Below are 26,050 nucleotides of genomic sequence, written 5' to 3'. Positions count from 1 at the left end.
TTGGCGTTTTTTGAAATATAGAAAATTACTTGTTTCTAAACCTACTTAATAAGATAACTAAGAATAAAGATTAACAGTATTATAGTATAATTTTATTAATACTAAATTCAATATTATCATATTTAATGTAGTAATTATGCGTATTTGAATTTAGTAAAAAAACTAGTAGGAGGAGTGAACAAAGAAAATGACGAAGCTATTAAAGCAATGGAATCGATTAAGTTTGGTAAAAAGAATCATTATAGGTTTAATTACAGGTATTATTTTAGCTATATTAATTCCTGATATAGCAAGACCAATTGGCATTTTCGGTTCATTATTTGTAGGCAGTTTGAAGGCTGTTGCCCCTATATTAGTGCTTTTTTTAGTCATGTCTGCTATTTCTCAACATAAAAGTGGCCAAAAAACTAACATGAAATCAATTATTTTTCTTTATCTTATAGGAACATTTCTAGCAGGTCTTACTGCTGTAGTAGCAAGTTTTCTGTTTCCAGTATCATTAGTACTTGGTTCAGGAGTTGAAAATGTATCACCACCAGGTGGAGTTACTGAGGTGCTTAAGACACTACTAATGAATATTGTTGATAATCCAATTACAGCTTTGGCTAATGCAAACTACATTGGTATTTTAGTTTGGGCCGTACTCCTTGGACTTGCATTAAAAAATGCACAAGAGGCTACAAAATCAATGATAAGTAATTTTTCAGATGCATTATCTCAAATTGTTAAATGGGTAATTAGCTTAGCACCACTGGGTATTATGGGTTTAGTGATTGATACAATAGTAACAAGTGGTATAGAATCTTTAATAAACTATGGACAATTAATATTATTATTAGTTGGAAGTATGATTTTTGTAGCACTTGTTATAAATCCGATCATTGTATTTATCTATATTCGTCAAAACCCATATCCACTAGTATTTAAATGTTTGAAAGATAGCGGTATTACAGCATTTTTCACACGTAGTTCGGCAGCTAATATTCCAGTAAATATGAATCTATGTGAGAAATTAGGACTAGACAAAGACACTTATTCAGTATCTATTCCACTTGGAGCAACTATAAACATGGCAGGCGCTGCTATTACAATATCTGTACTAACATTGTCAGCAGTTCATACCTTAGGAATTCAAGTAGATATAGGTACGGCTTTCATACTTAGCGTACTTTCAGCTGTTAGCGCTTGTGGAGCTTCAGGAGTAGCTGGAGGATCACTATTACTAATTCCTCTTGCTTGTAGTATGTTTGGTATTCCAAATGATGTAGCTATGCAAGTAGTTGGAGTAGGTTTTGTTATAGGTGTTGTTCAGGATTCTTGTGAAACTGCACTTAACTCATCTACAGACGTGCTCTTAACTGCAATTTCTGAATTTAAAGAATGGAGAAAGGAAGGAAAAAAAATAATTATACCTAAAAAATAATAGGTTGTATTTAGATATCTAGTGGAGTTCCTATCGTAGTTCAGAACTATGATAGGGCTTCTTTTTTTGAACTCATAAAGTTTATATTTATTTACCAAGAATTAACTTATGTGGTAGTACATATATATTAGTGTAAAGTAATGATTATTTCTCAAGTCAAAGGGTAAAAATATAGAAAATAAATAATTAACAAAGGAGTGTGTTTTTTTATGCCAGCTTTCGGTAATCCATTTAGCGCAAATGTAGAGAGAAAAATTACGAAGGAAGAATTGATACAAGCAATACGCTTGGATATAGCAGGAGAATTAGAGGCAATATATATTTATGATGCTCATGTTCAAGCTACAGATAATCCAATTGCTAAAAAAGTTCTTGCAGATATTAGAGATGAAGAAAAAGCTCACGTCGGAGAATTAATGGCACTACTTAGAATATTAGACCCACGTGAAGGAGAGCTCTTTGCAGAAGGTGAAGAAGAAGTAAGAGAAATGCTTGAAGACCTTGGAATTGTAGAAGCACAGCTTGATACTGAGGCTAGCAATATAAAAACTGTCGGGAGTCTATTAGAAGATTAGGAGGGAAGTATATGGATTTTCTATTAAGAGGAGATGCTCCTTTTTCAGATGAGTTATGGGAAAGAATAGATGACACAGTAGTTAATAAAGCAAGAGAGCAGTTAGTAGGCAGGAAGTTCATACCAGTTTATGGCCCACTAGGTGCAGGTATACAAAGTATCAATATTGACATATTAAGTTCAGACAATGATACAGCAATTAGCTCCAATGGAGAAGAAGATACAGAGCTTGTTAAGGTTCAAAGTCGTAGATACGTAGAGATACCTATGGTATTTAAGGATGCATTCATATCATGGAGAGATTTAGAAAATAGCAATCGTACTGGATTACCATTAGATCTTTCTCCTATAGCTGTAACAGCTGCTGCATGTGCTCATAAGGAAGATCAAATTATATTCTTTGGCAATGAAGAATGGGATTATAAAGGCTTAATGAATGTAGATGGAAGACAAACTGTGCAAAAAAGCAACTGGAATGAAGGGGAAAATGCTTTTTCTGATATAGTAGCTGGTCTTGAAAAACTTGTAAGAAAAGGCTTTTACGGTCCATATGTATTAGTTGTAAGTCCTGATTTGTATGCTCAGCTTCAAAGAATTCAACCAGGTACTGGGAAATTAGAACTCGAAAGAATCAAAGAATTAATAAATGGCAAGGTATATCAGACGCCAGTTCTAGGAACTAATAAGGCGGTTTTATTAGAAAAAGGAATGGAAAACATGGATCTTGTCATAGGTCAAGACCTAGCAACAGCATATATTGGACCTGAAAAGCTTAACCATGTACTTAGAATTCTTGAAACAATATTGCTAAGAATTAAACGCCCAGAATCAATAGTTACTTTTGAATAGTAAAAATAATCATAATCATAGAAAATTAAAATAGCGTACTCTAAATGCCAAGTATAACATTTAGAGTACATTTTTATTTCATAACCCTCATTCTATAAGCATTCATAGCAGTAACACCAAGCTTATTTAGTAACTTAGAGTTAGTATAAGCACCCACAAGAGCACCTATACCAGGCACTATTTGCAGAAGCTTAGCTAAATCTATATAATCCCTATATTCTTGCTGAAATTCTCTCCAATCAAAGAGATTTATATGGCTGGGAAGAGTCCTTTGATACTCCTCCCAGTTTTCTATTTCACTGAAAATCTTATTTACTACTCCTTGACTAGAAAAAGCAAGCTGAAATATTTTAAGAATATATAACCTTTCCTTATAATCACTAATATCAAAACCATAAATAGCAGCAACATCATATAAAAATTTAATTTTTATACTTAAAAGAAGTGGAAAATCAGCAAGAGCCAAGAGAAATCCTCCAGCACCTGTTCCAGCGCCTTCTAGCATTGCAGTTTTTTTATAAAAATCAATCTTCTCTCTAACTAATTTTTCTCTTTCCTCAAGAGACAATGTAAGGGGATAAGACTTTTTAGTTATATATTGGGAGCCTGTTAACACTACCTTAACCATGTTTTTTATAGCTGAAGTGAGAATCTCATGGTATTTATCAGGTAAAATGCTGTTAAGTTTATTCTGAATACCCTTTGAAGCCTTATTCGTTATAGAAGGCTTTTTCTTCATTTTCTTCTTCCAACTATACAATTCCTTCAAAGCACTTATATAGTATGCATCCATTTTAATCACCATCTATCATTAATACTATTTGAACAGGCCATATTTATAGACTACTATATTTTGCCCCTTAATTACAATAAAAATCAATTATATATTGACACATATATAAGTAGAGATATAATATTATTAACACATGTAATAGTTTAATGCGTTACAACTATTACAAAAAATAATTTGTGGAGGAAAACTAATGGAAGGGAAAATTGCTTTAGTAGGGCACTTTGCTACAGACTGGATAAGATATAGTGATTATGAATACAAGAAATCTAAGTCAGGGGAACTATATTTAGTACCTGCTGTAGATGCTGAATTTTCTATGTATAATCCTTTTAATGTGGCTGAAGAGTTATTTATGGATATTATTCAATTAGGAGACAAAGCATTAAAGAAAGAGTATTTAAGTAATGAAATAAGTGAAGAATTGAAGAATGATCTATTAATATTTGCTAAAAAGTACGGTTTATTAGGATTTGTTAGTGCTAGCGTGTATAATCGAGATATTATTGGAGATGAAAAAGTATTATTTATTGAGAAGAATTTTATAACAAAGGGAAAAATCATGGATGAAAGTGACTATATAAAAGAGTTCATTCCCTTTGCAGAGGAAGGCGATATTACATTTAGAAAATATAGAAATAGTATAGATGTAAGGAAAGCAGAAGATTCTCCAAAATTTTTTGGCAAACGTCCCTTGATATTAGATATAGTATTTTCACGTTTTTATTGCGAAAAAGCTAAGTGGATTGTTGATTTTGCTAAAATGCTAGCATCACATTTCAATCAACTATTAATCTATAGAAATTCATCAAACCACTTAACAGAAAATGTTACTATTATGGCTGGCAACTTTCATGCAGAGAAAATAGGCTTTACAATCAATCAATTAGATAAAACCTATATTGCTTGGCAATTTGACTCACTTAAAACTGCTATTGAAACCATATATGCCTTTGCAGTAACTGACGAAACTACTTTAGTTAGTAGATGCCAACATTGTAATAATGTATTTATCTCTAATAATTATAGGGCAAAATACTGTAGCCCATCATGTAGGAATTGTGCTAATGTACAAAAAAGTAGAGATAGAAAAGCTAAAAAGGAAGAGGAGTAATATGGACAAGAAGAAAAAATTAAAAATGGAATATAAAGAAATGAAGACTCCTATGGGAGCAATAATTATAAAGAACAGTATAAATGGAAAAGTTTTTTTAGATGTAAGCAAGGATACAAAAAGTAAAATTAATCGTCATAGATTTCAGCTGAAGTCAGGCTTGCATAATATTAAGGAGTTACAGAAGGACTGGAATGAGCTTGGAGAGGATGCATTCTCTATTGAGGTCCTAGAAGAATTAAAATACGATGAAAAAGAGGAAAATAAAGATTATACAGAAGAACTAGAAATAATGAAGGTGATATGGCAGGAAAGATTGAAGGAAGATAAAACTGTTAAGCTTTATGAAAAATAAAAATAAATATGGTTGGAGATTAATAGGTTTGCTCTATTCTAAAGAAAACTTAAGTTTTCTTAGAATAGAGCTTTGTTTTTAACATATTTATTCCCAAAATGTTAAAATATTAGCTATAATATAGGTGTATTTAAGTACGTGAAAACTGGTGGTGTTCATATGAATGAAAATATAAATATCTTGGTAGTAGAAGACGATGTAGATATAAATAATCTATTATATAAAATATTAAGTAAGGAAGGATATAGTGTAAGGCCTGCTTTCTCAGGTTCTGAGGCAAAAATGTGTCTTGAGCATTATGACTTTCAGCTTGTTTTATTGGATTTAATGCTTCCAGCCATATCAGGAGAAGAGCTTATTTCACAGATAAGACAAGCTAGAACTATGCCTATTATAGTTATATCTGCAAAATTGGGGCAAGATGCCAAAATAGAAGCACTAAGACTTGGAGCAGATGACTTTATTTCTAAGCCCTTTGATGTAAATGAGGTTCTAGCAAGAGTAGAGGCTCAGCTAAGGAGATATATGGTATTTTCTAATACAAAAGAAAAGCAAAAAATCTTAAAGTATAAGGACTTAGTTTTAAACCCTGAGACTATTGAAGTTAGAGTTAAAGAAAAGCCTATTGCTCTTACAGCAAGAGAATTTGCCATATTAGAGTTAATGATGTCTCACCCAAATAAGGTTTTTACAAAAGCTAACTTATTTGAGCATGTCTGGAATGAAGAATTTTTAGGAGATGATAATACAGTAAATGTACATATAAGCAACCTTCGATCAAAGCTAGCTAAGGTATCTCCTGATACGGAGTATATTAAAACAATATGGGGTATCGGATTTAAGATAGGAGATTAAACTTAAGACTTTCTTAAGATTTTCTTTATATCATCTTGTAAACTATGTTTTAGAATATAGTTATACAAGAAAAAGGAGGTTGACCTAGTTGAGTGAGACAATATTGAGGACTAAAAATATCACAAAGAAATATAATAACCATGTTGCTGTGAACAATGTTAGCATGGAAGTTAAGCAGGGAGATATATATGGACTAATTGGAAAGAATGGGGCAGGTAAAACTACTTTACTTAGAGTTATAAGTGGTCTTACCCTACCACAAAGTGGAGAACTAGAAATGTTTAATGAAACATCTTCAGAAGGCTTAAACAAAGTAAGAATGAGAACTGGATGTATAATTGAAGGACCAAGTTTTTTTCCATACCTGTCTGCAAGGAAAAATCTAGAATATTATAGGATACAGAAAGGTATCGTTGAAAAGGACTGTATAGATGATGTTCTTAAAGCTGTAGGGCTTGAAGGTACTGGAAGAAAAAAATATAAGAACTTCTCTTTAGGTATGAAGCAACGCTTAGGATTAGCATTTGCCATAATGGGAAATCCAGACTTACTTATATTAGATGAACCTATAAATGGATTAGACCCAACAGGTATCGTAGAATTTAGAGAGCTATTACAAAAGCTCAATAGAGAAAGAAATATCACTATAATCATATCAAGTCATATATTAGGTGAGCTTTCTCAAATTGCTACAAACTATGGATTTATTCATAATGGTGAGCTTGTAGAACAGATAACTGCAAAAGAACTGGAGGAAAAATGTAAGAGCTGCTTGGTTATTAAGGTAGACGATACTAGAAAAGCTGCAGTAATAATAGAAAGCCAATTAAATTCTAATAATTTTCAGATTCTGAATAATAATGAAATAAGATTATATGAGTATGTAGATACTCCAGCAATAGTTACAAAAACCCTTGTAAATGGTGAGGTTATGGTATCTTCAATTAATCAAACGGGGACTAACTTAGAGAATTATTTTATTGAATTAATTGGAGGTGGACATAATGCTTAATTATATTAAGGCGGAGCTTTATAGGAACTTTAACCGACTATATTTTTGGAATTTTGTAGGGATAACATCTGCTTTAGCATTATTATTTAACATACTAATGAAGGTCTTTAAACCTTTTCCCAATATACCTAATCTATCTATGCTATTTCAAATAGGAATCGGAATGCTTAGTGTGCCAGTTTATTTAATCGGTCTAATAATAGATATGGTAATAGGAGAGGAAGCAAAGAACTTAACTTTAAAAAATGCTGTGTCATTTGGTATTCCTAGAGAAAAAATAATTTTATCAAAAATCATAGCAGCGGTCACTCTTTCTTTTATAGCAGCCATCATTATGCTTACTGTATTATACGGAAGTGGAGTGATATTGTTTGGAGTAGATGGACTTTCCTTAGTTTTAGTTAAAGACTTTTTATTGAGACTATTAGCAGCGATTCCGCTATGGATTGGAGTCATATCAGTAGGTACTTTAATGGGATTTATTTTCAACAACAACACAATATATGCATTTGTATATACTTTTACATTTGCTTTAACAGGAACTGTACTAAAGTTTCTTTCTGCTCTTCTTTCTGATAGAATTATGTATATTTACAATATATTAATTACAACACAGATTGAGAGCTTATGTACCTTAACCATGATAGACGATAATAATATTCAGGCCATAACAAGTAATAGTTTAATTACTGCTATATCAATAGGAATTATGTATATAGTAGTATTCACAATCTTAAGCATACTGTATTTCAGAAAAAAAGAAGTAAAGTAAAGGCAGGGAAAGTGAAATGCCTATAAAAATAATAATTGGATTTTCTCTTATCCTAATGGGTGCCGTTATTTTCACCGTTGGCATGAAACAAGAGGGTAAAAGTAAATAATTAATTTATATAGCTCATTTATACAAATAAAGGATGGTGATTTTTGTGGAAATATTATTAATAATAATTTTAGCAGCTTTTGCAGGCGTATTTGCCATCCTATACTTTCTTTTAAGAAAGGAAATAAAAAATATTGCTTTCCAATTAAATATAATAAATCGAAGTAATACCAATTCAAATATTAAACTTCTTTCATCAGTTAAGGCAGCATCAGGATTAGCATTAGAAATAAATAAAACTCTAGACGAAAAGCGAAAATCAGAAATTGAGCATAAAAGAATGGATACTGAGCTAAGGCAGGCCATCGCAAATATGTCACATGATTTACGTACTCCTCTCACTTCTATAATGGGTTACATACAGCTTATGGAAGATGATAACTTATCTAGTGAGGAGAAGAAGGAATATGCTGATATAGTTAAGAAAAGAGCAGAATCATTGCAGATTTTAATATCTAGCTTTTATGATTTATCTAGGCTTGAAGCAAAGGAATACAAATTTGAGCTTAAATCCCTTAATTTAGCTAATGTATTATATGATTTGATAGCATCCTTTTATAAGGATTTTTCAAACAAGAATATAGAGCCGATTATAGATGTAAATGAGAAAGCTGCTTTAGTAATTGCAGACGAAAATGCAGTGATAAGGATTTTCTCAAATTTACTACAGAATGCGTTAAAGTATGGTGATAAATGTGTTTTCATATCGCTAAAACAAGATAATGACTATGTTATAACAACCTTTACTAATGATGCTCCTGATTTAAGTGAAGAAGATAGCAAGCATTTATTCGAACGGTTTTTTACGGTTGATAGAACAAGAACCGGAGCCAGTACAGGACTTGGCCTTGCTATAACAAAACAATTAGTTGAGCAAATGGGGCATAATATGTCAATTGAATTATCAAATGGCATGCTTAGCATAATAATAAAATGGAAAACTTTAACATGATAGATAATAGTATATAAAGTGAAGCAATTAAGCAAGCCCAAATTATACGTGTTATATAAAAAGGAGACAAATCCTAATAAAACTAGGACTGTCTCCTTATTACTTAAGTATATAATAAATTATTAATATTTATTTTGTATAATTATCAAAATACCCTTGAATATACACAACTGGCGTACCTTTATCTCCACTACCAGAAGTTAAATCACAAAGCGAGCCTATAAGGTCAGTAAGTCTTCTAGGAGTAGTACCCTGTGCCTCCATAGCACCTACAAGATTTGATTCCTTGTTTTTAATATGTTCAGAAATAGCTTTCTTTAATTCCTCGCCTTTTAGGTGAGCAAAATTATTATCTGCTAGGTATTTTAGCTTGATCTCATTAGGTGTACCTTCAAGACCTTTAGTATAAGCAGGAGATACAACAGGGTCAGCAAGCTCCCAAATCTTACCTACTGGGTCTTTGAATGCTCCATCCCCATAAACCATAACTTCAACAGTTTTTCCAGTCTTTTCTTTAAGTCTAGCTTGAATACTGTCTACAACTAGTTGGCAGTCTCTAGGGAAAAGCTTGATACTTTCTTCTGTTGCTTTATTTGAACCTAAAAGACCATAAGTTTCATTGTATCCACTGCCATCAATAGAAGATGTTAGTATATCATCAAGCCCATAAATCTTTACTCCACCGTTTGCTTTTAATATTCTTTTTGTCCTAGCTCTTGAATGAATATCACAGACAAGAACACTTGTTGTGTAGTTTAAGATAGTCTTTGGATTATTAGAGAAAATAATTTCACATTCAGTATCATATTCTTCAATTATTGATTTATAATAATCTATATAGTCAACACCAGTGAAAGTATGTTTGATATAGCCAAAATAGTTACGAAACTCGTTTTCAGTTAATACGTCAGTCCATGGATTTACACCTTTTTCATCGAGCAAGTCTATATTTACTAAGTGGTTACCTACTTCATCTGATGGATACTGAAGCATTAGTACAATTTTCTTAGCTTTTTTAGCAATACCACGAAGACAGATTGCAAAACGATTACGGCTTAAAATAGGAAATATAACACCAATAGCATCATCTCCGAACTTTGAGTATACATCTTTAGAAATAGCGTCAATAGTTGCGTAGTTACCTTGAGTGCGGGCAACTATTGACTCAGTTATAGCGATTATATCTCTATCATTTATTGAAAAGCCTTCTACTTCTGAAGCCTTTAAGATACTGTCTACAACCATATCTGATATATTGTCCCCTTCTCTAAATATAGGAGTACGTATACCTCTAACAACAGTTCCGACCATTCTTTCCATATAAATCTCTCCCTAATTTCAAATTTTGAAAACCTTTATCCCTCACTTGTAATATATAATATTTTATGATATAAGTAAAATAAATATACATGATATAAGATATAAGGAGTGCTTATATGTCTATTAAACTAGATCTATATAAAATATTTTGTGAAGTAGCTAAGTATAATAGCTTTTCAAAGGCTGCAAAAGCACTTTATATGACGCAGCCTGCTGTTAGTCAAACAATTTCACAGCTTGAGCGTGAATTAGGGGTACGACTTTTTACTAGAGTTCCAAAGGGGGTCATACTTACAAACGAAGGTAAGCAGTTATTTGAGTATGTAAATTCAGCTATTAATCTAATTCATGTAGGGGAAAAGAAGCTTATTGAAACCAAAAATTTGACATCAGGAGAGTTGAAAATAGGGGTTGGAGACACTATTTCACGCTATTTTTTATTACCATATCTTGAAAGTTTTCATAGTCAGTATCCAAATATTAAATTAAAAATTATTAATCGTACAACTTTAGAGCTTTGTGATTTACTAAAATCTGGAGAAATAGATATAGCAATATGTAATTTGCCTATTGAAGACTCATCTATAGAAGTAAGGGAATTGATGGCCATTCATGATGTTTTTGTTTATGGAGAAGACTATAAGGACAGATTGTCTATGCCTATGAGTATTGAGGAATTAATAGGATTCCCATTAATATTACTTGAGCCTAACTCTAATTCAAGGCAATATGTAGAGAACTTTATGTTATCAAAGGGCATGAAGATAGAACCTGAAATAGAACTGGGTTCCCATGAGTTATTGCTAGAGTTTGCAAAGATTAACTTAGGCATATCCTGTGTAATTAAGGAGTTTTCTTATGAATACTTACATAATGGTCTACTCTACGAGGTACAGCTAATCGAAGAGATTCCTGAAAGAAGCATAGGTGTATGCTCTTTAAAAAGTGTGTCACTCTCACCTTCTTCAACTAAATTTGTAGAGATATTAGAAGATGAGAGAGATAGATAACTTGGCATATAAACTAGGCAGAAGTTTTTAGACTATTGTTTGAGTTAGGTGTAGTAGGGGTCCTAGGTGTAAAATTATTATTTATTACAAAACTTAAGTCCTTAGCTGCATTAAAATACTGTTGTTTATTGAAGGGGCTTAATCTGTTATATATGACTCCTGCCATTGGATTATGGAGTCTATTATAGTAATAATATATTTCATTAGCTAGTATATGTGTAGGGTATTCTCTGCCTTGAAGCTTAAAGCTTGATGCATAAGGCTCAAATAGATATATATATTCTGGAGGTATATATACTAAGGAATCTTTGTCATTATGTTTGACACAATTTATATTCTTTGCTTCTTCAGCACTGCTATACCAATGACTTTTAGCAACTACACATTTATAGCTACAATAGGAGTTTGCTAGTATTGTATAGTTGTATTTTTGAGGAAGCTCCCTTAGTCTGTCTAATGCCCTGTTAAATGGGAAGTGAAGCACGATTTTATCATACATTGAATAATCATTTTGAGCTATATCATTTGCACTTAGGGTCTTAGTTATGGAAGCGACTACATTATAATTAGGATTTTTATTTTTTATATTAAGTGCAACCTGATCATTATTTACTACAAAATCTTTTATTCCAAGTTTGAAATAATAATCTAGCTTCTCCATTGGAATATATCTAGTTTCTTGAAGTAATATAGCAGGCCTATAATCATGCCTCTGTATTTCTTCAATGATTTTAGTATATTCATCTCTAGTTTCTGGTACTTTGTAAGTCCATCCATTCACATTTACATTTTCTACATGACTTCTTGCATTTATGCTGTCTTCTTTAAATGGAGATAAAAATAAAAATTCAATCCAGTTCTTATCTATATTTTTGTCTAAGAAATTTAAGAGTTCTATGTCAAAATTAAAAGGGATTTCAAACTTTTTCACAGGCTCATCCTTCCTAAAATAAGAATAATATTTACATTTAAAAGTTCCAATAACATTTTATTACTTTTTAGAAAATGGTCAATAGTGACTTAGATGCAGATTTTCCTTATTTTGGGATTTGATCGAAATCAGATGTAAGGATAAGTGGAAGTTTATATTTATAATTTTTTCTTAAATCGTAATCTTTCTGTAACTCATAGATATCTAAAAAGTATTATTATTATTGAGACATTTAAAATATGAGGAGGAAGAGAATTGAAAAGGAAACCATTTAAAAAAGTAATGATTTTAGCACTAACAGCAGTAGTCTCACTATCAACTATAGGCTGTCAACCTTCTGTCAAAGCAGAAACCTATAAGGTGGCTAGGGAAGATATTCAAGTAAATGAAGAAGCATTGAATATTTCAGAAGAAAATATAGAAGGAGAAGTAAAGATTCCAAGTATGTTAAACCTATCTGATAGCGTGGTCCAAGATAAGATAAATGCCACACTTAAAGATGACATTATGAGTTTTGTTGATAGTCAGAAGTATTTAGGCGAGCACTATAAAGAAGGTAATGACCCTTCAAAGTTGTTGATAGATGTAAGCTCAGAGATTACCTTTAAAGGTCAAGATCTGGTGAGTATATTAATTTTAAAACAGTCTAAGTATGAAGAAAACTATACATATAAAATAAAGACTGCATATACATTTGACTTAAACACAGGTAAAAATATTTCTCTAGATAAACTTATTAATGGTAATGAAGACTACAGAGAAACTATTAGAAGCTATATTGAAAAGAACTATAAGGAAAAAAGTAATATAAGAAAATCGGATATTAAAGATAACCAATACTATTTACGAGATGGAAAGCTATATATATTCTTTAATGGGTATGGTTTTGATGAAGAAGTTAATGATAAGGATCAGTACCATGTACCTTTTGAGATTTTTAAAGAAGGAGTAGACCTTCAGCCAAAATTAGAGCCTTATGCAGTAGAATTAAGTGCTAAAAGGATTAAAGAATCAAATGAATACTTTGAGACAGATATGAATATTCCAGTTGTTTCAGGGTTAAAGGATGAGAAGGTACAGGGTATTATTAATAAAAGATTTGAAGAGGATGCTTTAGAATTCAAAAATAAGATTGAAGGCTTTGCAAAGGAAGCCTATGAGGAATCACTAAAGGAAGGATTTACATATTATAAGTATTCTGCAAATATAACATTTGAGGAAAAAAGGAATCAAGGGGAGATAGTTAGCATATATGTTGTCTACCATCAATACACAGGTGGGGCTCATGGAATGTATTATCCAGTCACCTATAACATTGATTTAAAAACAGGAAATCTTATTGCACTGAAGGACCTATTTTATGAAGGAACTGACTATATAGGAATACTTGATAGTAAGGTAAGAGAGCAAATCCAAGCAATTAACGAAGAGGAGAAAGCTTTCGTGGAAAAATCAGGAAAAGAAGATAGCTTCTATTCTTATTATGAAGGTTATGAAGGAATAAATGAAGATCAATTATATTATTTGACTGATGATAAATTAGGAATATACTTTGGTCTGTATGAGATTGCTCCTTATGCAGAGGGCATACCTACATTTGAAATTCCTTTAGAGGATTTAAAGGAATATATGGAGCCAATAGAATAGATACTTTATCTTGCCTATTTAAGACAATAATAAAAAGGTGATATGCCTGTATACGGTGGTATCACCTTTTTATTTTACTTAATTATTAAAATTTTTGAAATATGTTCCTTTTAAAAAGATTCAATAAGTACATCAATTATTCCACCACATACCATGCCTTCATCTTCAGCTATTTGTCCTGTCATGTCAACATGTTCTATGGTATATTCATTATTTAGTATTGTATTTCTTGCAATAGTTATTATACTTGCTTCACTACAGCCTCCACCAATAGTCCCCATAATCCTTCCATCAAGCCAAACAATCATTTTTGCTCCAGCTTTTCTAGGAACAGAACCCTTTGATGAAATAATAGTAACAAGTGCTCTAGGGACTTCTGAATCCTTAGACATTTCTTCAACTACAGCTTCATCAAACTCAGGCCAGTTAAATTTCATACCAGATTCCTTATTTATAGCTTTGCCTCTAGCCCTTCTATAGCTAATAACCTGAGCTATTATAGAGATAGCTATTTCTTCAGGAGTGACAGCACCGATGTCTAATCCAATAGGAGAGTTAATACTGTCTATTTGCTCTTGTGGATAGCCTTCTTCTAGCAACTCTTCCTTCATAGCTTTTACCCTACGCTTAGAACCAATCATACCTAAGTAGGCAGTATTGTGGGAGAGTGAATTTCGTAAGCATACTCCATCATGCCTATGGCCCCTTGTAACTATAACAATAAAATCTGATTTTCTAATATCTAGGCGAGAGAAGACATTTTCAAAGCTATCACAAATAACCTCATCTGCTTCAGAAAAACGACCAGGGTTTGCAAAGCTAGGCCTATCATCTGCAACGACCACAGAAAAACCAACTTTAGTGCCGAATTCAGCCAAAGGTTTGGCAATATGTCCTCCACCTAAAATAATCAACCTAGGTTTTGAAAAGTAAGGTTCAATTAAAATAATCTCTCCTTCATGTTCAACGAGCTGGAGATTACCTGAGTCAAAAGCAAAAATCACTTTTTCACGAAGCTCTTTACTCATATCATTGAAAAGGGGATTATCGTCTATATTATCCTTAGCTAGTACGATTTTATTTACTATAGAGCCTTTTTTGTTATTAATGGGCTTCATGAAGGTTAACATAACTGCTTCATTACCAGAAGACAATTTGTCCCATAAGTCTTTATAAATATGATTAAACACTACTAGACACCATCCAATCCAAAAAATTTTGTTATGACTATTTTATCATATAAATTATATTTTTAAAGCTATAAAGCTATAGAATAGTAGCTGGACAGAGATTAATTAACGGTTTATTGCTAAGCTGTCGGTGCTATTGGCAAACATAGAGAGGCACAGGTTGGCATGAACTGATTTTTTGTTATTTTAAGTGCCAGAGAAGAATTTGATTTTTGAGTTATTTTGGTTCATTTACTTTACTAAGGGAGACAGTTTTTGCATTGTCTGCTGTCCCTAATACTTTGGAATGACTAAAGAACATTTTAATATATTCCCAAAAACACTGAATATATTAAAAATCAATTGCACAAAATAACCTTGAGGTGATACATGTGAAAAAAGTTGGTGTAGAAAAAGGACTAAGAAATGTTGCAGATTATTTAAGTAAAGAAGGTTATAATGTTCAAGAGTTAAGTGGTTCAATAGACCAAAATCTTTCAAGGCTAGATAATCTAGATTGTATAGTAACTTCAGGACTAAATACAGATATGATGGGTCAAAGTGCTACAGAAACCAAGACCCCAGTAGTTAATGCAGATGGATTAACTCCAGAAGAAGTTAAAAGTATGATTGAAAGACAAACAAGATAATAATTACATTGCCAATAAGAAGAAGCATAAAGAAAGGCCTGCAGATTTGACATAATCAAATGATGCAGGCAATTTATTTTTAGTTATTATTAAGATAATGGCTTATTCCCACAGCTTTTTTTACATCTATGACAAATGCAATGCCCTTACCAGGTTTGTTTATACCAACCTTATCTGAAATAGCTTGTAGTACCTGCTCTGTTTTACTAACATCTACAAGGCTCAATACAATTTCCTTTTCTGGTTCCATAAGAAAGCCAAAGAGCTTTGCAACTTCATGTATTCCAGAACCCCTACCACTAATAACAGTTCCGCCTTCAGCCCTAGCTTCTTTGGCAGCATTTATTACATCTATCGAGTGGCCTTTATTGACAATAGTTATTATTAAATCGAATTTATTATCATTCATTTAGAACCCCCCCTTCTTACTTGTCCATTTGTCAAGTAGCTGGGTAATACCAAGGTGATTTTTTACATCTATGATAAATGAAATACCATTGCCTGGCTTATTTAGGCTTGCTTCACTTGAAATGGCATCTAATACATTGTCAGCATCTTCCTGCTGGACTAATGTAAGTATTATATCTCTTTCTAGCTCAAAGTCCATTCCCAAAACATTCTGATATATATTTTTATCTGCTATTCCTTTACCTAAAAGAATAGTTCCACCATCTGCACCTGAATTTTTAGTTATGTCTATAATACTAGGGCCTAAACCCTTCTTTACTATAGTGATGATAAGACTGTATTTACTTTTATCAGCATTATTTACTGTCATCATAAGTGCTCCTTTCTATTAAGGCTGAAGCAAAATTGATAATATAAATATTATAATTAAAATGTATCAATAAATCAATGTACTACAGGAAATACCCCTGTAAATTGAATCGTAACCTTTTTGTAAAGCTTTAAATTACATAAAAGTATATTATTGTAATATACAATAACTATTAATAAAATGATAAAGGGAATTATTACATTTCCAATAGGGTTTCATGATAATACTAATAAATGTATAATAAAACTTAGAAAGATACAGTATTGGAGTGATAATCATGGATGAAACAAAAGTATTAGTAGTTGAGGATGAAGCACCTATAAGAAAGCTTATTTCCATTAATTTAAATAGAGCTGGCTTTAAAGTGCTGGAAGCTGAGTCTAGTGAAGAAGCATTAGAAATAGTCAAAGAATCTGATCCTATGGTGGCTGTTCTAGATGTTATGTTGCCAGGAGTTGATGGGTTCACCCTTTGTAGTTATTTACGTGATAAATCTCCTAATATGGTGATTATTATGCTAACTGCTAAAGGTCAAGATACAGATAAAATAAATGGTCTTGAGATCGGGGCTGATGATTATATGGTTAAGCCTTTTAATCCTATGGAGCTAATTGCAAGAATAAAGGCAAACTTAAGAAAAATCCATATTGTCAACAAACCTTCTACTGATGTAGTTAGACTTAATGACATGGAGATTGATTTGTCAGCCCAAAGGTTTTTCAGAAAAGAACAAGAAATAGAGCTAACCCCAACAGAATTTGCTATTATGAAGATGTTTTTACAAAATCCTGATAAAGCATTAAGCAGACATGACATATTAGACTTAGTATGGGGAGAAAGTTATTTTGGTGACATAAAGATAGTTGATGTAAATGTAAGAAGAATCAGAGAAAAAATAGAGGATAATCCTTCTGAACCTAAAATAATTGAGACCGTATGGGGAGTAGGATATAGGGTGCGAGGAGAGAAATAATTTGAAGAGTATAAAAAAGAGATTAGTTGTATACTTCATGTTCATAATTGTAATTACAGTATTGACTTTAGAGATATTTCTAATAAATACTGTAAAGCAAAATTATTATAAAAATCTAGAAAGTAACCTTTACAATCAGATAAAAATGTCTACTAACTTATACTATCAATACTTTTCAGATACTACTCTCCATGAAAATGTATTAAATAATGTAGATACTTTTTGGAGACAAACCTCAGCACAGGTTCAGATAATTGATTTAGATGGAAACATTATCATGGATTCCATAGGAGTCACTAGTTTTGATAGTAAGAAAATGGATGATGTAAGTAAGGCCCTTAATGGTGAAATGGGAAAATGGATTGGAAGAGTAGACTACGATACTGAGCAAGTAATGGCCATATCCTATCCTCTTAAATCTGGAAAAAATATTGTGGGAGTTCTTAGATTTATTACTTCATTAAGAGAAGTAAATAAGGATATCAGACAAATATCAGCTGTGTTTATTTGGTTTGGTATAGTAGTCATCATCACCTCAGGCTTTTTAAGCATATTTATGGCGAAATCAATTATTGGTCCAGTAAAGGAAGTAACTGCTGCAGCGGAGAAAATGGCATTAGGAGATTTTAAGGCTAGAAGTAATAAGAAGCACGATGACGAAATTGGGAAGCTTTCTGATACATTGAACTACATGGCAACTGAGATACTCAAAAGAGAACAGTTAAAAACAGATTTTATTTCTTCTGTTTCTCATGAATTGAGAACTCCCCTAACATCCATAAAAGGCTGGGCTATTACCCTAAAGCAGGGCTATGAAACTAAGGAGCTCCTAATGGATGGATTGGATATAATTGAAAAGGAAAGTGATAGGCTTACTTTAATGGTAGAAGAGTTGTTAGACTTTTCAAAGTTTGTATCAGGTAAAATAGCTCTTGAAAAGCAGTTAATTGATGTTACTAGAATTATAGAACATATAAAGAAGCAGTTGACTCCAAGAGCTTTAAGAGATCAAATAGATTTTAAGGTCATTTATGAAGAAAATCTTCCGGAGACTTATTCCGATGGCAATAGATTAAAGCAGCTTTTTATAAATATTTTAGATAATGCATTTACATTTACTCCATCTGGCGGTCAGGTCATATTTAGCACTAAGTATGAGAACTCCAACTTTATTTTTAGTATTGAAGACACAGGCTGCGGGATACCAGAGGAAGATCTACCAAGGGTTAAAGAAAAATTCTATAAAGGGAAAACGAGCAAATCTAAAAATGGAATTGGCTTATCTATTTGTGATGAAATAGTATCATTAATGAATGGTACTTTAGAGATAAAAAGTCAGCTTAGTAAAGGAACTTTAGTTTTGATCACAATTCCTTTAGAGGAGCGTGAATAGATGAAAAAGGTAAAATTAATTTATGTATTGATTTTAATAGTTGTAGTCATGGTAGGATGTTCTGCTTCTCCTAAGGAATCTACTGATAGAATTTCATCACCTAACAACAATCAGGTTCCTGTATCAGGGACATGGAAGGTTGCTAAAGTTATTGAAAAAGATTCAAAAGAAGATGACACAATTAATGCAGAGTGGGAAAATAAAATAGTCGAGTTTTCTAAAGAATATATGGCATTAGATGACTATTATTTAGAAGAACCAGGATATCAGGTTAAACGTGTTAATGGAAAGGAGTATTTGCTATATAATCATAAAACCTTTTTAAAAGATTTCAATATTCCTGATGGAGAGATAGAAGTTATTACAGTAACAGATGGGGATAAGCATTATTGTGAAATAGTTAGAATAAGTGACAGTGAATTAGTTTTAAGTGCTTCAAGTTTGAATCTAAACTTAATAAAGATTTCTGATGAGGTAAGTAATGATTTTAAAGTTCAGGAGAAGCAAAAAGAATCTGATGGTACTAACTTAGTGATAAATAAAGAGAAGGCACTTCTTCGTTCAGGAGTATTGTTTGGTTTGCGTTCAGATAATCCTGATGGGTATTCTTATAGAACCCTATGGATTGGTTTTAAAAACAAAAGAGTAGATCCTATTTTAGAAACAGAGGGAATAATTTTTCCAAGAAGAAGTGGATTTTGGAAAATGGAAGCAGTTACATGTGAAGAGGATGATAGGACAGAAGACTTCTTGTATGCATATAACATTTCAAAAGATAACCTTTATGAATCAAGAGTGTTTCTGCAGCTTGATTATTCTGATTGGGCTGACAGAGTAGGTAAGATAGAAAAACGAATTGACTATATTGGCAATGACTATGTATCTATTCAAGTTTCAGGAAAGGGAAGCTATGAGTATAGTGATAAAATATGGCAAGAGGATATTTTGCAAATCTTACCTATAGATAGCTTATCTAGTAAAAAGAATATTAAAATCACAGATCTTTCTGAAGATGAAAGCCTTGGAGCTATAGAGCTTGGAATACAAAAAACTATGACAAAACTAAATATTCAAGAAAGTGATATTTTAAATAAGCATAAGCTTTTAGATAGCTTTGGTCTAGTGAGAAAGATGGGGCATTGGTTTTTTAAAGGAAGAATCAATTATATGCTAGATAATGAGTTTCGCTATGCGGACTATAATATTAGCATACTTCCTCCACCTAAACTAGTAATATACGATGAGCTGGATATAACATGGACACATATAAAAAACAAGGTACCAGGAGCAATTGATGCCTTTACCTCACCTAATAAGGATATAGTCCTTGTCTTTACTAAAAGCGAAATAATAATCTACGGAATCGAACGTGGCGAAATAGAAAGCTCACCTTTGAGGAGAATAACCTTAAAGGATAACGAAACAATAATAATGGCAGAATGGGCTACAGGAGATTATGTAGATAATTGGACTAAAACATTAGGTAGTTTAAATGCTAATGAATAATACTTAGAATAGCACCTGCTTTTTTGATATGAATGTAGGTGCTATTCTTTTGTTATCCTAAGAGTTAGTGAGGAATATCTATTATTGAAACTTCATAAGACATTTGTTTCCTTTTTGTGTTCAAATAATAAAGATTATGCAAGAGGTTTACATATATAATTAATATAAGGGTTAATGTAAACGTTTTTTGAAAATGTATATTAAAAATAAACTTTGGTAGGTGATACTAGTGAGTATAGAAAACGTAGGATTTACATTAGAAGAAGCGACAATATCATCAGTCCACGAGGCAATGAAAAGAGGAGAACTAACTTGCCGTCAACTAGTAGAGATGTATATAAAGAGAATAGAAGCATATGACAAAAAGGGACCTTCTCTTAACTCGGTAATTATGATAAACCCAAAGGCTTTAGAAATAGCAGATGAACTAGATAAAAAGTTCAAAGAATCAGGCTTTACAGGAACGCTACACGGAATACCAGTATTATTAAAGGACAACGTAGATACAGGTGATATGCCGACTACAGCAGGTTCTTTAAGCTTAGAAGGTGTAGTTCCAGAGGATGACGCTTTCATTACTAAAAAGCTAAAGGAAGCAGGTGCAGTTATAATTGCCAAAGCGAACCTCCACGAATTTGCAGTGTGGGGCGAAACAGTTAGTTCTATATTAGGTCAAACTATAAATCCATACGATTTAACTAGAACACCTGGAGGTTCAAGCGGTGGAACAGGAGCAGGTATAGCTGCTAACTTCGGAATCATAGGAATAGGAACTGATACCATTAACTCAGTGCGTTCTCCTTCTTCAGCTTGTAGCTTAGTTGGACTTAGACCAACTGTTGGATTAGTAAGCAGGGATGGTATAGTGCCTTATTCAATGACTCAAGATACTGCTGGACCAATTATGCGTACAGTAGAAGATGCTGCTAGAGTATTAGATGTAATAGCTGGATACGATCCTGCTGATCCACAGACAGCTTGGTCCATAGGACATATTCCTGAAACATATACAGCTTTTTTAAACAAGGACGGATTAAAAGGAAAGAGAATAGGAGTATTAAAAAGCGCCTTTGGTACTAAGGACATACATCAAGAGGTAAATGAAGTAATCAACAACAGCCTAGAAGAAATGAAGAAAAATGGAGCTACATTAGTACCTATTGAAGAAAACATAGATACAGATAAGCTTGTTAAAGAGGTAAGTGTTCATCTTTATGATTTAAAAGCTCATTTAAATGTATACTTACAGGATTTAGGCTCACGTGCAGAGGTAAATTCCCTAGCAGATGTTATTGCATCAGGTAAATACCATGAAGGAATAGAAGAGAATATTAAGTTTGCAGAAACTTTAGATATAGGTACTCCAGAATATAACGAAAGACTTATTAAGAGAGCTCAGCTTAGAGACCAAGTCATGAGAATCATGGCAGAACATAACTTAGATGCAATAGTATATCCACATCAAAAAAGACCAGTAGTCAAAGTTGGACAGCCACAAGCAGAGAGAAATGGAGTAATAGGCTCAGTAACAGGCTTCCCATCCTGTGTAGTACCGGCAGGCTTCACAAAGCCAACAGATACAGCACCTATTGGAGTACCAGTAGGACTAGAAATACTATGCAGAGAATGGGATGAAGGAAGATTGATTGAAATAGCATATGGATTTGAACAGGCTACACATTTTAGGAAGGCCCCTGTTAGTGTACCTTGTTTAGAAGGATAATTTTATATATTAACTAAACATAGTATTCATTTAAACCTACTAAGAGAAGATTTTAGTAGGTTTTTTTGTTAAAAATTCCTGCTTTAATGTTTTTACATAAGAAGACTTCGTTAAGACTACATTATATGATACTGCAGCTAATATAATGGCTAGAAATATTAACAAAATCATGAGTGAAAGAAACCTAAATATTTTCATTAAGCCAGAAGACCTACTCAACCCTAAAAGATACGAGGCAAGAAAAAAGGCTGATACATATATTGAAAGACTAGAAAATGACTTAGCTAATAAAAAATTTGACATTGAATTGGACGAGCTTAATGAAATCGAAGCTTTTTTAAATGAGTGGGATTTAGCTGATAAAAAAGTAAAAATATATGAAATATTAGGCAATATCTTTTATGAGTCTAATAACTTAAGCAAGGAATACTACTACTATTTTAAAGCATTAGAAGCTTCTTATGATTTACCAAATATGAAAAAGCGATATAGGATTGCTTTGAAATTAGTAAGTAATTGCATAGTTACAGGTAAATGTAAAGAGGCTATTAACTTATGTGAATATATGCTATTAAGCCAAAATGATATGCCTGATATAGCTAAAGGAGCATTTTATTATAATATTGCTTTAGCCCTTAAAAAATTAAATAATATTGATGAATGTCTTAGAGCTTTAAATAAAGCAAAGGTCTTTTTTGATAAAAGTAATTATAAAAACTTAAAAAGTATTTTTATGTTAGAAGGTGTTTGTTTTTATAGGCTTGGTGATTATAGTAATGCATTACAGTCTTATAGCAAAGTAATAGAAATTTTAGATGAAGAAAACCACCTTGATGAAATCTGTGCTACATATATTAATATAATCTTGACTTATATGAAAAAAATGATAAGAAAAGTGTAATAAAATATCTTGATAAGGTCATGGACAAGCTACCTTATATCAATGAAGACTCTTTCTACCTAACTGAAATTTATTTTGAAATTTCAAATGTTTTATTATACTTAAAAAGATATGATGCCTGTAAGGAGTATTTAAAAGTTGCTTTAGCTTTAGCAAATAAGGCCCTTTGGTGATAGTTAGAGTAGGTATTTTCTTGAGGAAGGACAAAAGGACAGATACAATGTTTTTTAATAAAGAGTGATACTTTACCATAGCAAAAGTATGGCAACTGCAGAAAATAAATTTACGTAGAATAACAAAATATAATTTAGAATAGAAAGAACCACTAGCTTTTACTCCATAAAAAAATGAGACAGCATATCTATGTGCTTGTAAGTATACTAATAATTCACCATATTAAAAGATGGCCCACATGATAAGCTTTAATAAGAAATAAAAACTGGGGCCCCTTGCATTATATATAACATGTGATGGTGAGCCTTATGCTGGCAGTTCAGTAAGGATGAAGACACCGTGTCATATTATATGAATTAGAAAAGATATTCGAGCGAAGATTGGAAAGCAACCAGGTGATACTATTAAAGTTACAATTACAGAAAGAATAGTGAAAAAATAAATAAAAGTATATACTTTAACAATAAGGATTATCATATGGTAGTGTATAGATAAAAAATAATATTAATACTTGAAGTTTCATATTACAAATGATACAATATATATTGATTTACGACAAGGGAGAATGTTTTATGATAGAGGTTGTTCTTAACTAAGTAATTTAATATTTGAGTCTTGAAATATCTAAGTACCTATATTTAATAGGTCTGTTTGTTGTGCGATTGAATTAGATATTACTTTCAAGACTTAAGCTTAGATAAGAACACAGAAAACAGTATCTTTATTTTAATTTGGATAATCTATCTGTGCTACTGCACAGATTTTTTGTCTTATATAAAGCTTTTTACCTTGTGAAAGTCTTGTATCTATGCGCTAGGTAGGTGATTTTAAGGCTAGAGCCATAAGGATATGATTTTCACTTTATGAGTAGAGCTATTTAATTGCATCACATAGCTTTATTTCATAATTATTTAGGTATCAGGATTTATGAATAAAAGATTGCAGAGGCTGTAAGTGAACATGTGTTCATTTACAGCCTTTTGTTTTTTGTCACTAAAGTGGGAGGTGAGTGGATGTTAAGTGTGGTTAAAGTTATGATGTAAAATTATAAAAATATTTGGAGGTTAAGGATGAATAAAAAAACTATTGAATTATTGGAATATAACAAAATAAAAGAAACATTAAAAGGTTTTGCATTATCAGATTTGGCAAAGGAAGAGATTGATAAGCTAGAACCATATATAGACATCAGTTTAATAGAAAAAAATATGAATGAAACTACTGAAGCAAGGGCTATAGTAGATATTAGTTCAAGTGTTCCGATTCATAGCTTAATTGGAATCAATAATGTAAAGCAAAAGATTAAAAAGGGCATAGTACTTAACCCTGAGGATTTAGATAATGTAGCAGGTTTATTAAGAGAAGTGACAAAGCTCAAAAGATTTATGTCAGATAAGGAACACGTAGCTCCTACTATTAGCTCATATGCACTATCTACTTTTGGGCTAGACTACTTAAGGGAAGAGATTGAACGTTGTATCGTCCATGGAAGGGTAGATGATAGAGCTAGCTCTGAATTATCAAAAATACGCAAGAAAATCGTAATTCTTGAAGAAAGGATAAGGAGTAAGCTTGAGAGCATACTTAGAAATGAAAAATATAGAAGTTATCTTCAAGATGGACTAATCAGTACACGGAATGGAAGGTATGTAATTCCAGTAAAGAATGAATATAAGAAAAGTATAGAAGGAAGTATTCATGACATGTCTGGAAGTGGCTCTACAGCCTTTATAGAACCAGCAGAAGTTAAGAGATACCAGGACGAGCTTAATGTATGTTTAATTGAAGAAGAAAAAGAAGTATATAGGATATTATCTACTCTTACTGTAATGATAGAAAATAGAGAAAGAGAGTTCAATAGAAATATTGAAGTTATGTGTCATTATGACTTCATTTTTGCCAAAGGCAAGTATAGTAAGAGTATTGGTGGAACAACTGTAAAATTCAATACTGATAATTATATAAATATTAAGAAAGGAAGACATCCTCTTATAGGAACATCAGCAGTACCATTAGATTTTACAGTTGGAAAAGAGTACAAAGGAGTAGTTATTACTGGTCCAAATACTGGTGGCAAAACTGTGGCACTTAAGACTGTAGGCTTGTTAACTATGATGGCTCAATCAGGTATCCATGTACCAGTAGAGAATGGAAGTGAATTTGCTGTATTTGCAGATGTGCTAGTAGATATTGGAGATGGTCAAAGTATAGAGCAAAGTCTAAGTACATTTTCATCTCACATAAAAAATATAATCAGTATTTTAGATATGGCAAATAAATATACTCTAGTTATTATGGATGAAGTAGGAGCAGGAACAGATCCAGGAGAGGGTATGGGAATAGCCGTTGCAGTTCTAGAGGAGCTTTACAAAAAAGGTGCAACAATTTTAGCAACTACCCACTATAGTGAAATCAAAGATTTTGCCTTAAATCATGAGGGATTTGTAAATGGTTGTATGGAGTTTGATATCAATACCCTTAAGCCCTTATACAAGCTTAGTATTGGTAAAGCAGGAGAGAGTAATGCTTTTCTGATAGCATTAAGGTTAGGTATGAGTAAAAATTTAATTGAAAGAGCTCATGAAGTCACTTATAAAGAAAAGAAGGAGTATTTAGAATATAAAAGTGAGGAGAGAAAAGAAAATTGGGAAGATAACAATGAATCTATTGCTAATGAACAAAAACTACAAAAATTTGAGGAGGCCAAACGACTAAATAAGGGACTTGAAAAGCAAAGAAAGGGGTCTAAGTTTAATGTAGGAGATAGTGTATTCATTAGCTTTATGAATAGAGCAGGAATAATCTATGAGACTGAAAATGCAAAGGGAGAATATGGTGTATTAGTTATGAAAAAGAAGCTAAAGATAAGCAAAAAACACCTTTCTCTTCATATTGCTAAAGATAAGCTATACCCAGAGGATTATGATTCTGATACTGTGTTTTAAAGTAAAGAAGACAGAAAAAAGAAAAATATTATGAATAGAAAACATGAAAAGGGGATAGAAATTGAGATTAAGAAGCAGTAAGAAAGTTTCTTGCTGCTCTTTACAAAATTATAATACAATTTAATT

General features: G+C 32.0%; 24 protein-coding genes and 1 pseudogene. 19 read left to right on the top strand and 6 right to left on the bottom strand.

Translation table 11 applies throughout. The annotated features are described in order from the left end of the window. Window positions 1–187 precede the first annotated feature (187 nt). The 3 genes from sstT (at window position 188) to DW1_RS14205 (ending at window position 2,846) form a co-directional block, all read left to right on the top strand. The gene (gene sstT, locus DW1_RS14215) at window positions 188–1,423 is read left to right on the top strand and encodes a serine/threonine transporter SstT (RefSeq protein WP_074351542.1); all 1,236 of its coding nucleotides are present in this window, start codon (window positions 188–190) and stop codon (window positions 1,421–1,423) included. A gap of 209 nt (window positions 1,424–1,632) precedes the next feature. Then, window positions 1,633–1,998: a demethoxyubiquinone hydroxylase family protein gene (locus DW1_RS14210; RefSeq protein WP_074351541.1), complete on the top strand. Its 366-nt coding sequence runs from the start codon at window positions 1,633–1,635 to the stop codon at window positions 1,996–1,998. A gap of 11 nt (window positions 1,999–2,009) precedes the next feature. Next, window positions 2,010–2,846 (top strand): family 1 encapsulin nanocompartment shell protein, encoded by an 837-nt coding sequence (locus DW1_RS14205; RefSeq protein WP_074351540.1) that lies wholly within the window; start codon window positions 2,010–2,012, stop codon window positions 2,844–2,846. Between the two features lie 73 nt (window positions 2,847–2,919). On the opposite strand, the gene DW1_RS14200 is transcribed toward DW1_RS14205, so the two are convergent. Continuing rightward, complete coding sequence (locus DW1_RS14200; protein WP_074351539.1) at window positions 2,920–3,639, bottom strand: EcsC family protein; 720 nt, start codon at window positions 3,637–3,639, stop codon at window positions 2,920–2,922. 190 nt (window positions 3,640–3,829) lie between these two features. Here DW1_RS14200 and DW1_RS14195 point away from each other — a divergent pair, with 190 nt between their 5' ends. From DW1_RS14195 to DW1_RS14170, 6 genes are all read left to right on the top strand, one after another. After that, a complete protein-coding gene (locus DW1_RS14195; protein WP_074351538.1) occupies window positions 3,830–4,750 on the top strand; it encodes a hypothetical protein in 921 nt (306 codons plus the stop codon). A 1-nt stretch (window position 4,751) separates the two neighbouring features. Further along, window positions 4,752–5,105 (top strand): GIY-YIG nuclease family protein, encoded by a 354-nt coding sequence (locus DW1_RS14190; RefSeq protein WP_074351551.1) that lies wholly within the window; start codon window positions 4,752–4,754, stop codon window positions 5,103–5,105. Window positions 5,106–5,264: 159 nt separating this feature from the next. Then, on the top strand, window positions 5,265–5,960 hold the full coding sequence (locus DW1_RS14185; RefSeq protein WP_074351537.1) for a response regulator transcription factor: 696 nt from the start codon (window positions 5,265–5,267) through the stop codon (window positions 5,958–5,960). Window positions 5,961–6,048: 88 nt separating this feature from the next. Beyond that, on the top strand, window positions 6,049–6,972 hold the full coding sequence (locus tag DW1_RS14180) for an ABC transporter ATP-binding protein (protein ID WP_074351536.1): 924 nt from the start codon (window positions 6,049–6,051) through the stop codon (window positions 6,970–6,972). Beyond that, window positions 6,965–7,744, top strand: a complete 780-nt coding sequence (locus DW1_RS14175; RefSeq protein WP_074351534.1) for an ABC-2 family transporter permease — start codon at window positions 6,965–6,967, stop codon at window positions 7,742–7,744. The genes DW1_RS14180 and DW1_RS14175 overlap by 8 nt, the downstream gene beginning before the upstream one ends. 154 nt (window positions 7,745–7,898) lie before the next feature. Continuing rightward, window positions 7,899–8,804 carry a sensor histidine kinase gene (locus tag DW1_RS14170; protein WP_242942513.1) on the top strand — a complete coding sequence of 302 codons (906 nt, stop codon included), beginning with the start codon at window positions 7,899–7,901 and terminating at the stop codon, window positions 8,802–8,804. A gap of 129 nt (window positions 8,805–8,933) precedes the next feature. Here DW1_RS14170 and DW1_RS14165 read toward each other — a convergent pair whose 3' ends face one another. Continuing rightward, window positions 8,934–10,124, bottom strand: coding sequence for a coenzyme F420-0:L-glutamate ligase (locus tag DW1_RS14165; protein WP_074351530.1), 1,191 nt, complete (start codon window positions 10,122–10,124; stop codon window positions 8,934–8,936). Between the two features lie 116 nt (window positions 10,125–10,240). On the opposite strand from DW1_RS14165, the gene DW1_RS14160 reads away from it, so the two are divergent. Continuing rightward, complete coding sequence (locus tag DW1_RS14160; RefSeq protein WP_074351528.1) at window positions 10,241–11,134, top strand: LysR family transcriptional regulator; 894 nt, start codon at window positions 10,241–10,243, stop codon at window positions 11,132–11,134. 13 nt (window positions 11,135–11,147) lie between these two features. On the opposite strand, the gene DW1_RS14155 is transcribed toward DW1_RS14160, so the two are convergent. Then, complete coding sequence (locus DW1_RS14155; RefSeq protein ID WP_074351526.1) at window positions 11,148–12,065, bottom strand: hypothetical protein; 918 nt, start codon at window positions 12,063–12,065, stop codon at window positions 11,148–11,150. Window positions 12,066–12,320: 255 nt separating this feature from the next. On the opposite strand from DW1_RS14155, the gene DW1_RS14150 reads away from it, so the two are divergent. After that, window positions 12,321–13,712 carry a PdaC/SigV domain-containing protein gene (locus DW1_RS14150; RefSeq protein ID WP_074351524.1) on the top strand — a complete coding sequence of 464 codons (1,392 nt, stop codon included), beginning with the start codon at window positions 12,321–12,323 and terminating at the stop codon, window positions 13,710–13,712. A 110-nt stretch (window positions 13,713–13,822) separates the two neighbouring features. Here DW1_RS14150 and DW1_RS14145 read toward each other — a convergent pair whose 3' ends face one another. Beyond that, window positions 13,823–14,830, bottom strand: a complete 1,008-nt coding sequence (locus DW1_RS14145) for an XdhC family protein (protein ID WP_347499870.1) — start codon at window positions 14,828–14,830, stop codon at window positions 13,823–13,825. Window positions 14,831–15,273: 443 nt separating this feature from the next. Between DW1_RS14145 and DW1_RS14140 the strand changes: the two genes are divergently transcribed. Then, complete coding sequence (locus DW1_RS14140) at window positions 15,274–15,531, top strand: YkuS family protein (protein WP_074351523.1); 258 nt, start codon at window positions 15,274–15,276, stop codon at window positions 15,529–15,531. A gap of 79 nt (window positions 15,532–15,610) precedes the next feature. On the opposite strand, the gene DW1_RS15705 is transcribed toward DW1_RS14140, so the two are convergent. Both DW1_RS15705 and DW1_RS15700 read right to left on the bottom strand, forming a co-directional pair. Continuing rightward, window positions 15,611–15,940 carry a P-II family nitrogen regulator gene (locus DW1_RS15705; RefSeq protein ID WP_074351521.1) on the bottom strand — a complete coding sequence of 110 codons (330 nt, stop codon included), beginning with the start codon at window positions 15,938–15,940 and terminating at the stop codon, window positions 15,611–15,613. Beyond that, window positions 15,941–16,309, bottom strand: coding sequence for a P-II family nitrogen regulator (locus DW1_RS15700; RefSeq protein ID WP_074351519.1), 369 nt, complete (start codon window positions 16,307–16,309; stop codon window positions 15,941–15,943). 277 nt (window positions 16,310–16,586) lie between these two features. On the opposite strand from DW1_RS15700, the gene DW1_RS14125 reads away from it, so the two are divergent. The 7 genes and pseudogenes from DW1_RS14125 (at window position 16,587) to DW1_RS14100 (ending at window position 25,924) form a co-directional block, all read left to right on the top strand. Beyond that, window positions 16,587–17,282, top strand: coding sequence for a response regulator (locus tag DW1_RS14125; protein WP_074351517.1), 696 nt, complete (start codon window positions 16,587–16,589; stop codon window positions 17,280–17,282). Window positions 17,283–17,319: 37 nt separating this feature from the next. Beyond that, a complete protein-coding gene (locus DW1_RS14120; protein WP_074351549.1) occupies window positions 17,320–18,675 on the top strand; it encodes a HAMP domain-containing sensor histidine kinase in 1,356 nt (451 codons plus the stop codon). Then, window positions 18,676–20,181 carry a hypothetical protein gene (locus DW1_RS14115; RefSeq protein ID WP_074351515.1) on the top strand — a complete coding sequence of 502 codons (1,506 nt, stop codon included), beginning with the start codon at window positions 18,676–18,678 and terminating at the stop codon, window positions 20,179–20,181. It begins immediately after the preceding gene. Window positions 20,182–20,410: 229 nt separating this feature from the next. After that, a complete protein-coding gene (locus tag DW1_RS14110; protein WP_242942512.1) occupies window positions 20,411–21,904 on the top strand; it encodes an amidase family protein in 1,494 nt (497 codons plus the stop codon). 145 nt (window positions 21,905–22,049) lie between these two features. After that, window positions 22,050–22,805, top strand: a complete 756-nt coding sequence (locus DW1_RS14105) for a tetratricopeptide repeat protein (RefSeq protein ID WP_074351511.1) — start codon at window positions 22,050–22,052, stop codon at window positions 22,803–22,805. A 463-nt stretch (window positions 22,806–23,268) separates the two neighbouring features. Next, window positions 23,269–23,421, top strand: a pseudogene (locus DW1_RS15845) (DUF1905 domain-containing protein); the annotation flags it as partial. 628 nt (window positions 23,422–24,049) lie between these two features. Continuing rightward, window positions 24,050–25,924 carry an endonuclease MutS2 gene (locus DW1_RS14100; protein ID WP_083605694.1) on the top strand — a complete coding sequence of 625 codons (1,875 nt, stop codon included), beginning with the start codon at window positions 24,050–24,052 and terminating at the stop codon, window positions 25,922–25,924. Window positions 25,925–26,050: the final 126 nt, after the last annotated feature.

The sequence above is a fragment of the Proteiniborus sp. DW1 genome, from assembly GCF_900095305.1.
Classification (GTDB): domain Bacteria; phylum Bacillota; class Clostridia; order Tissierellales; family Proteiniboraceae; genus Proteiniborus.
The sequence above is the reverse complement of the archived record's forward strand: the minus strand, read 5'-3'. Positions and strand labels throughout refer to the sequence as shown.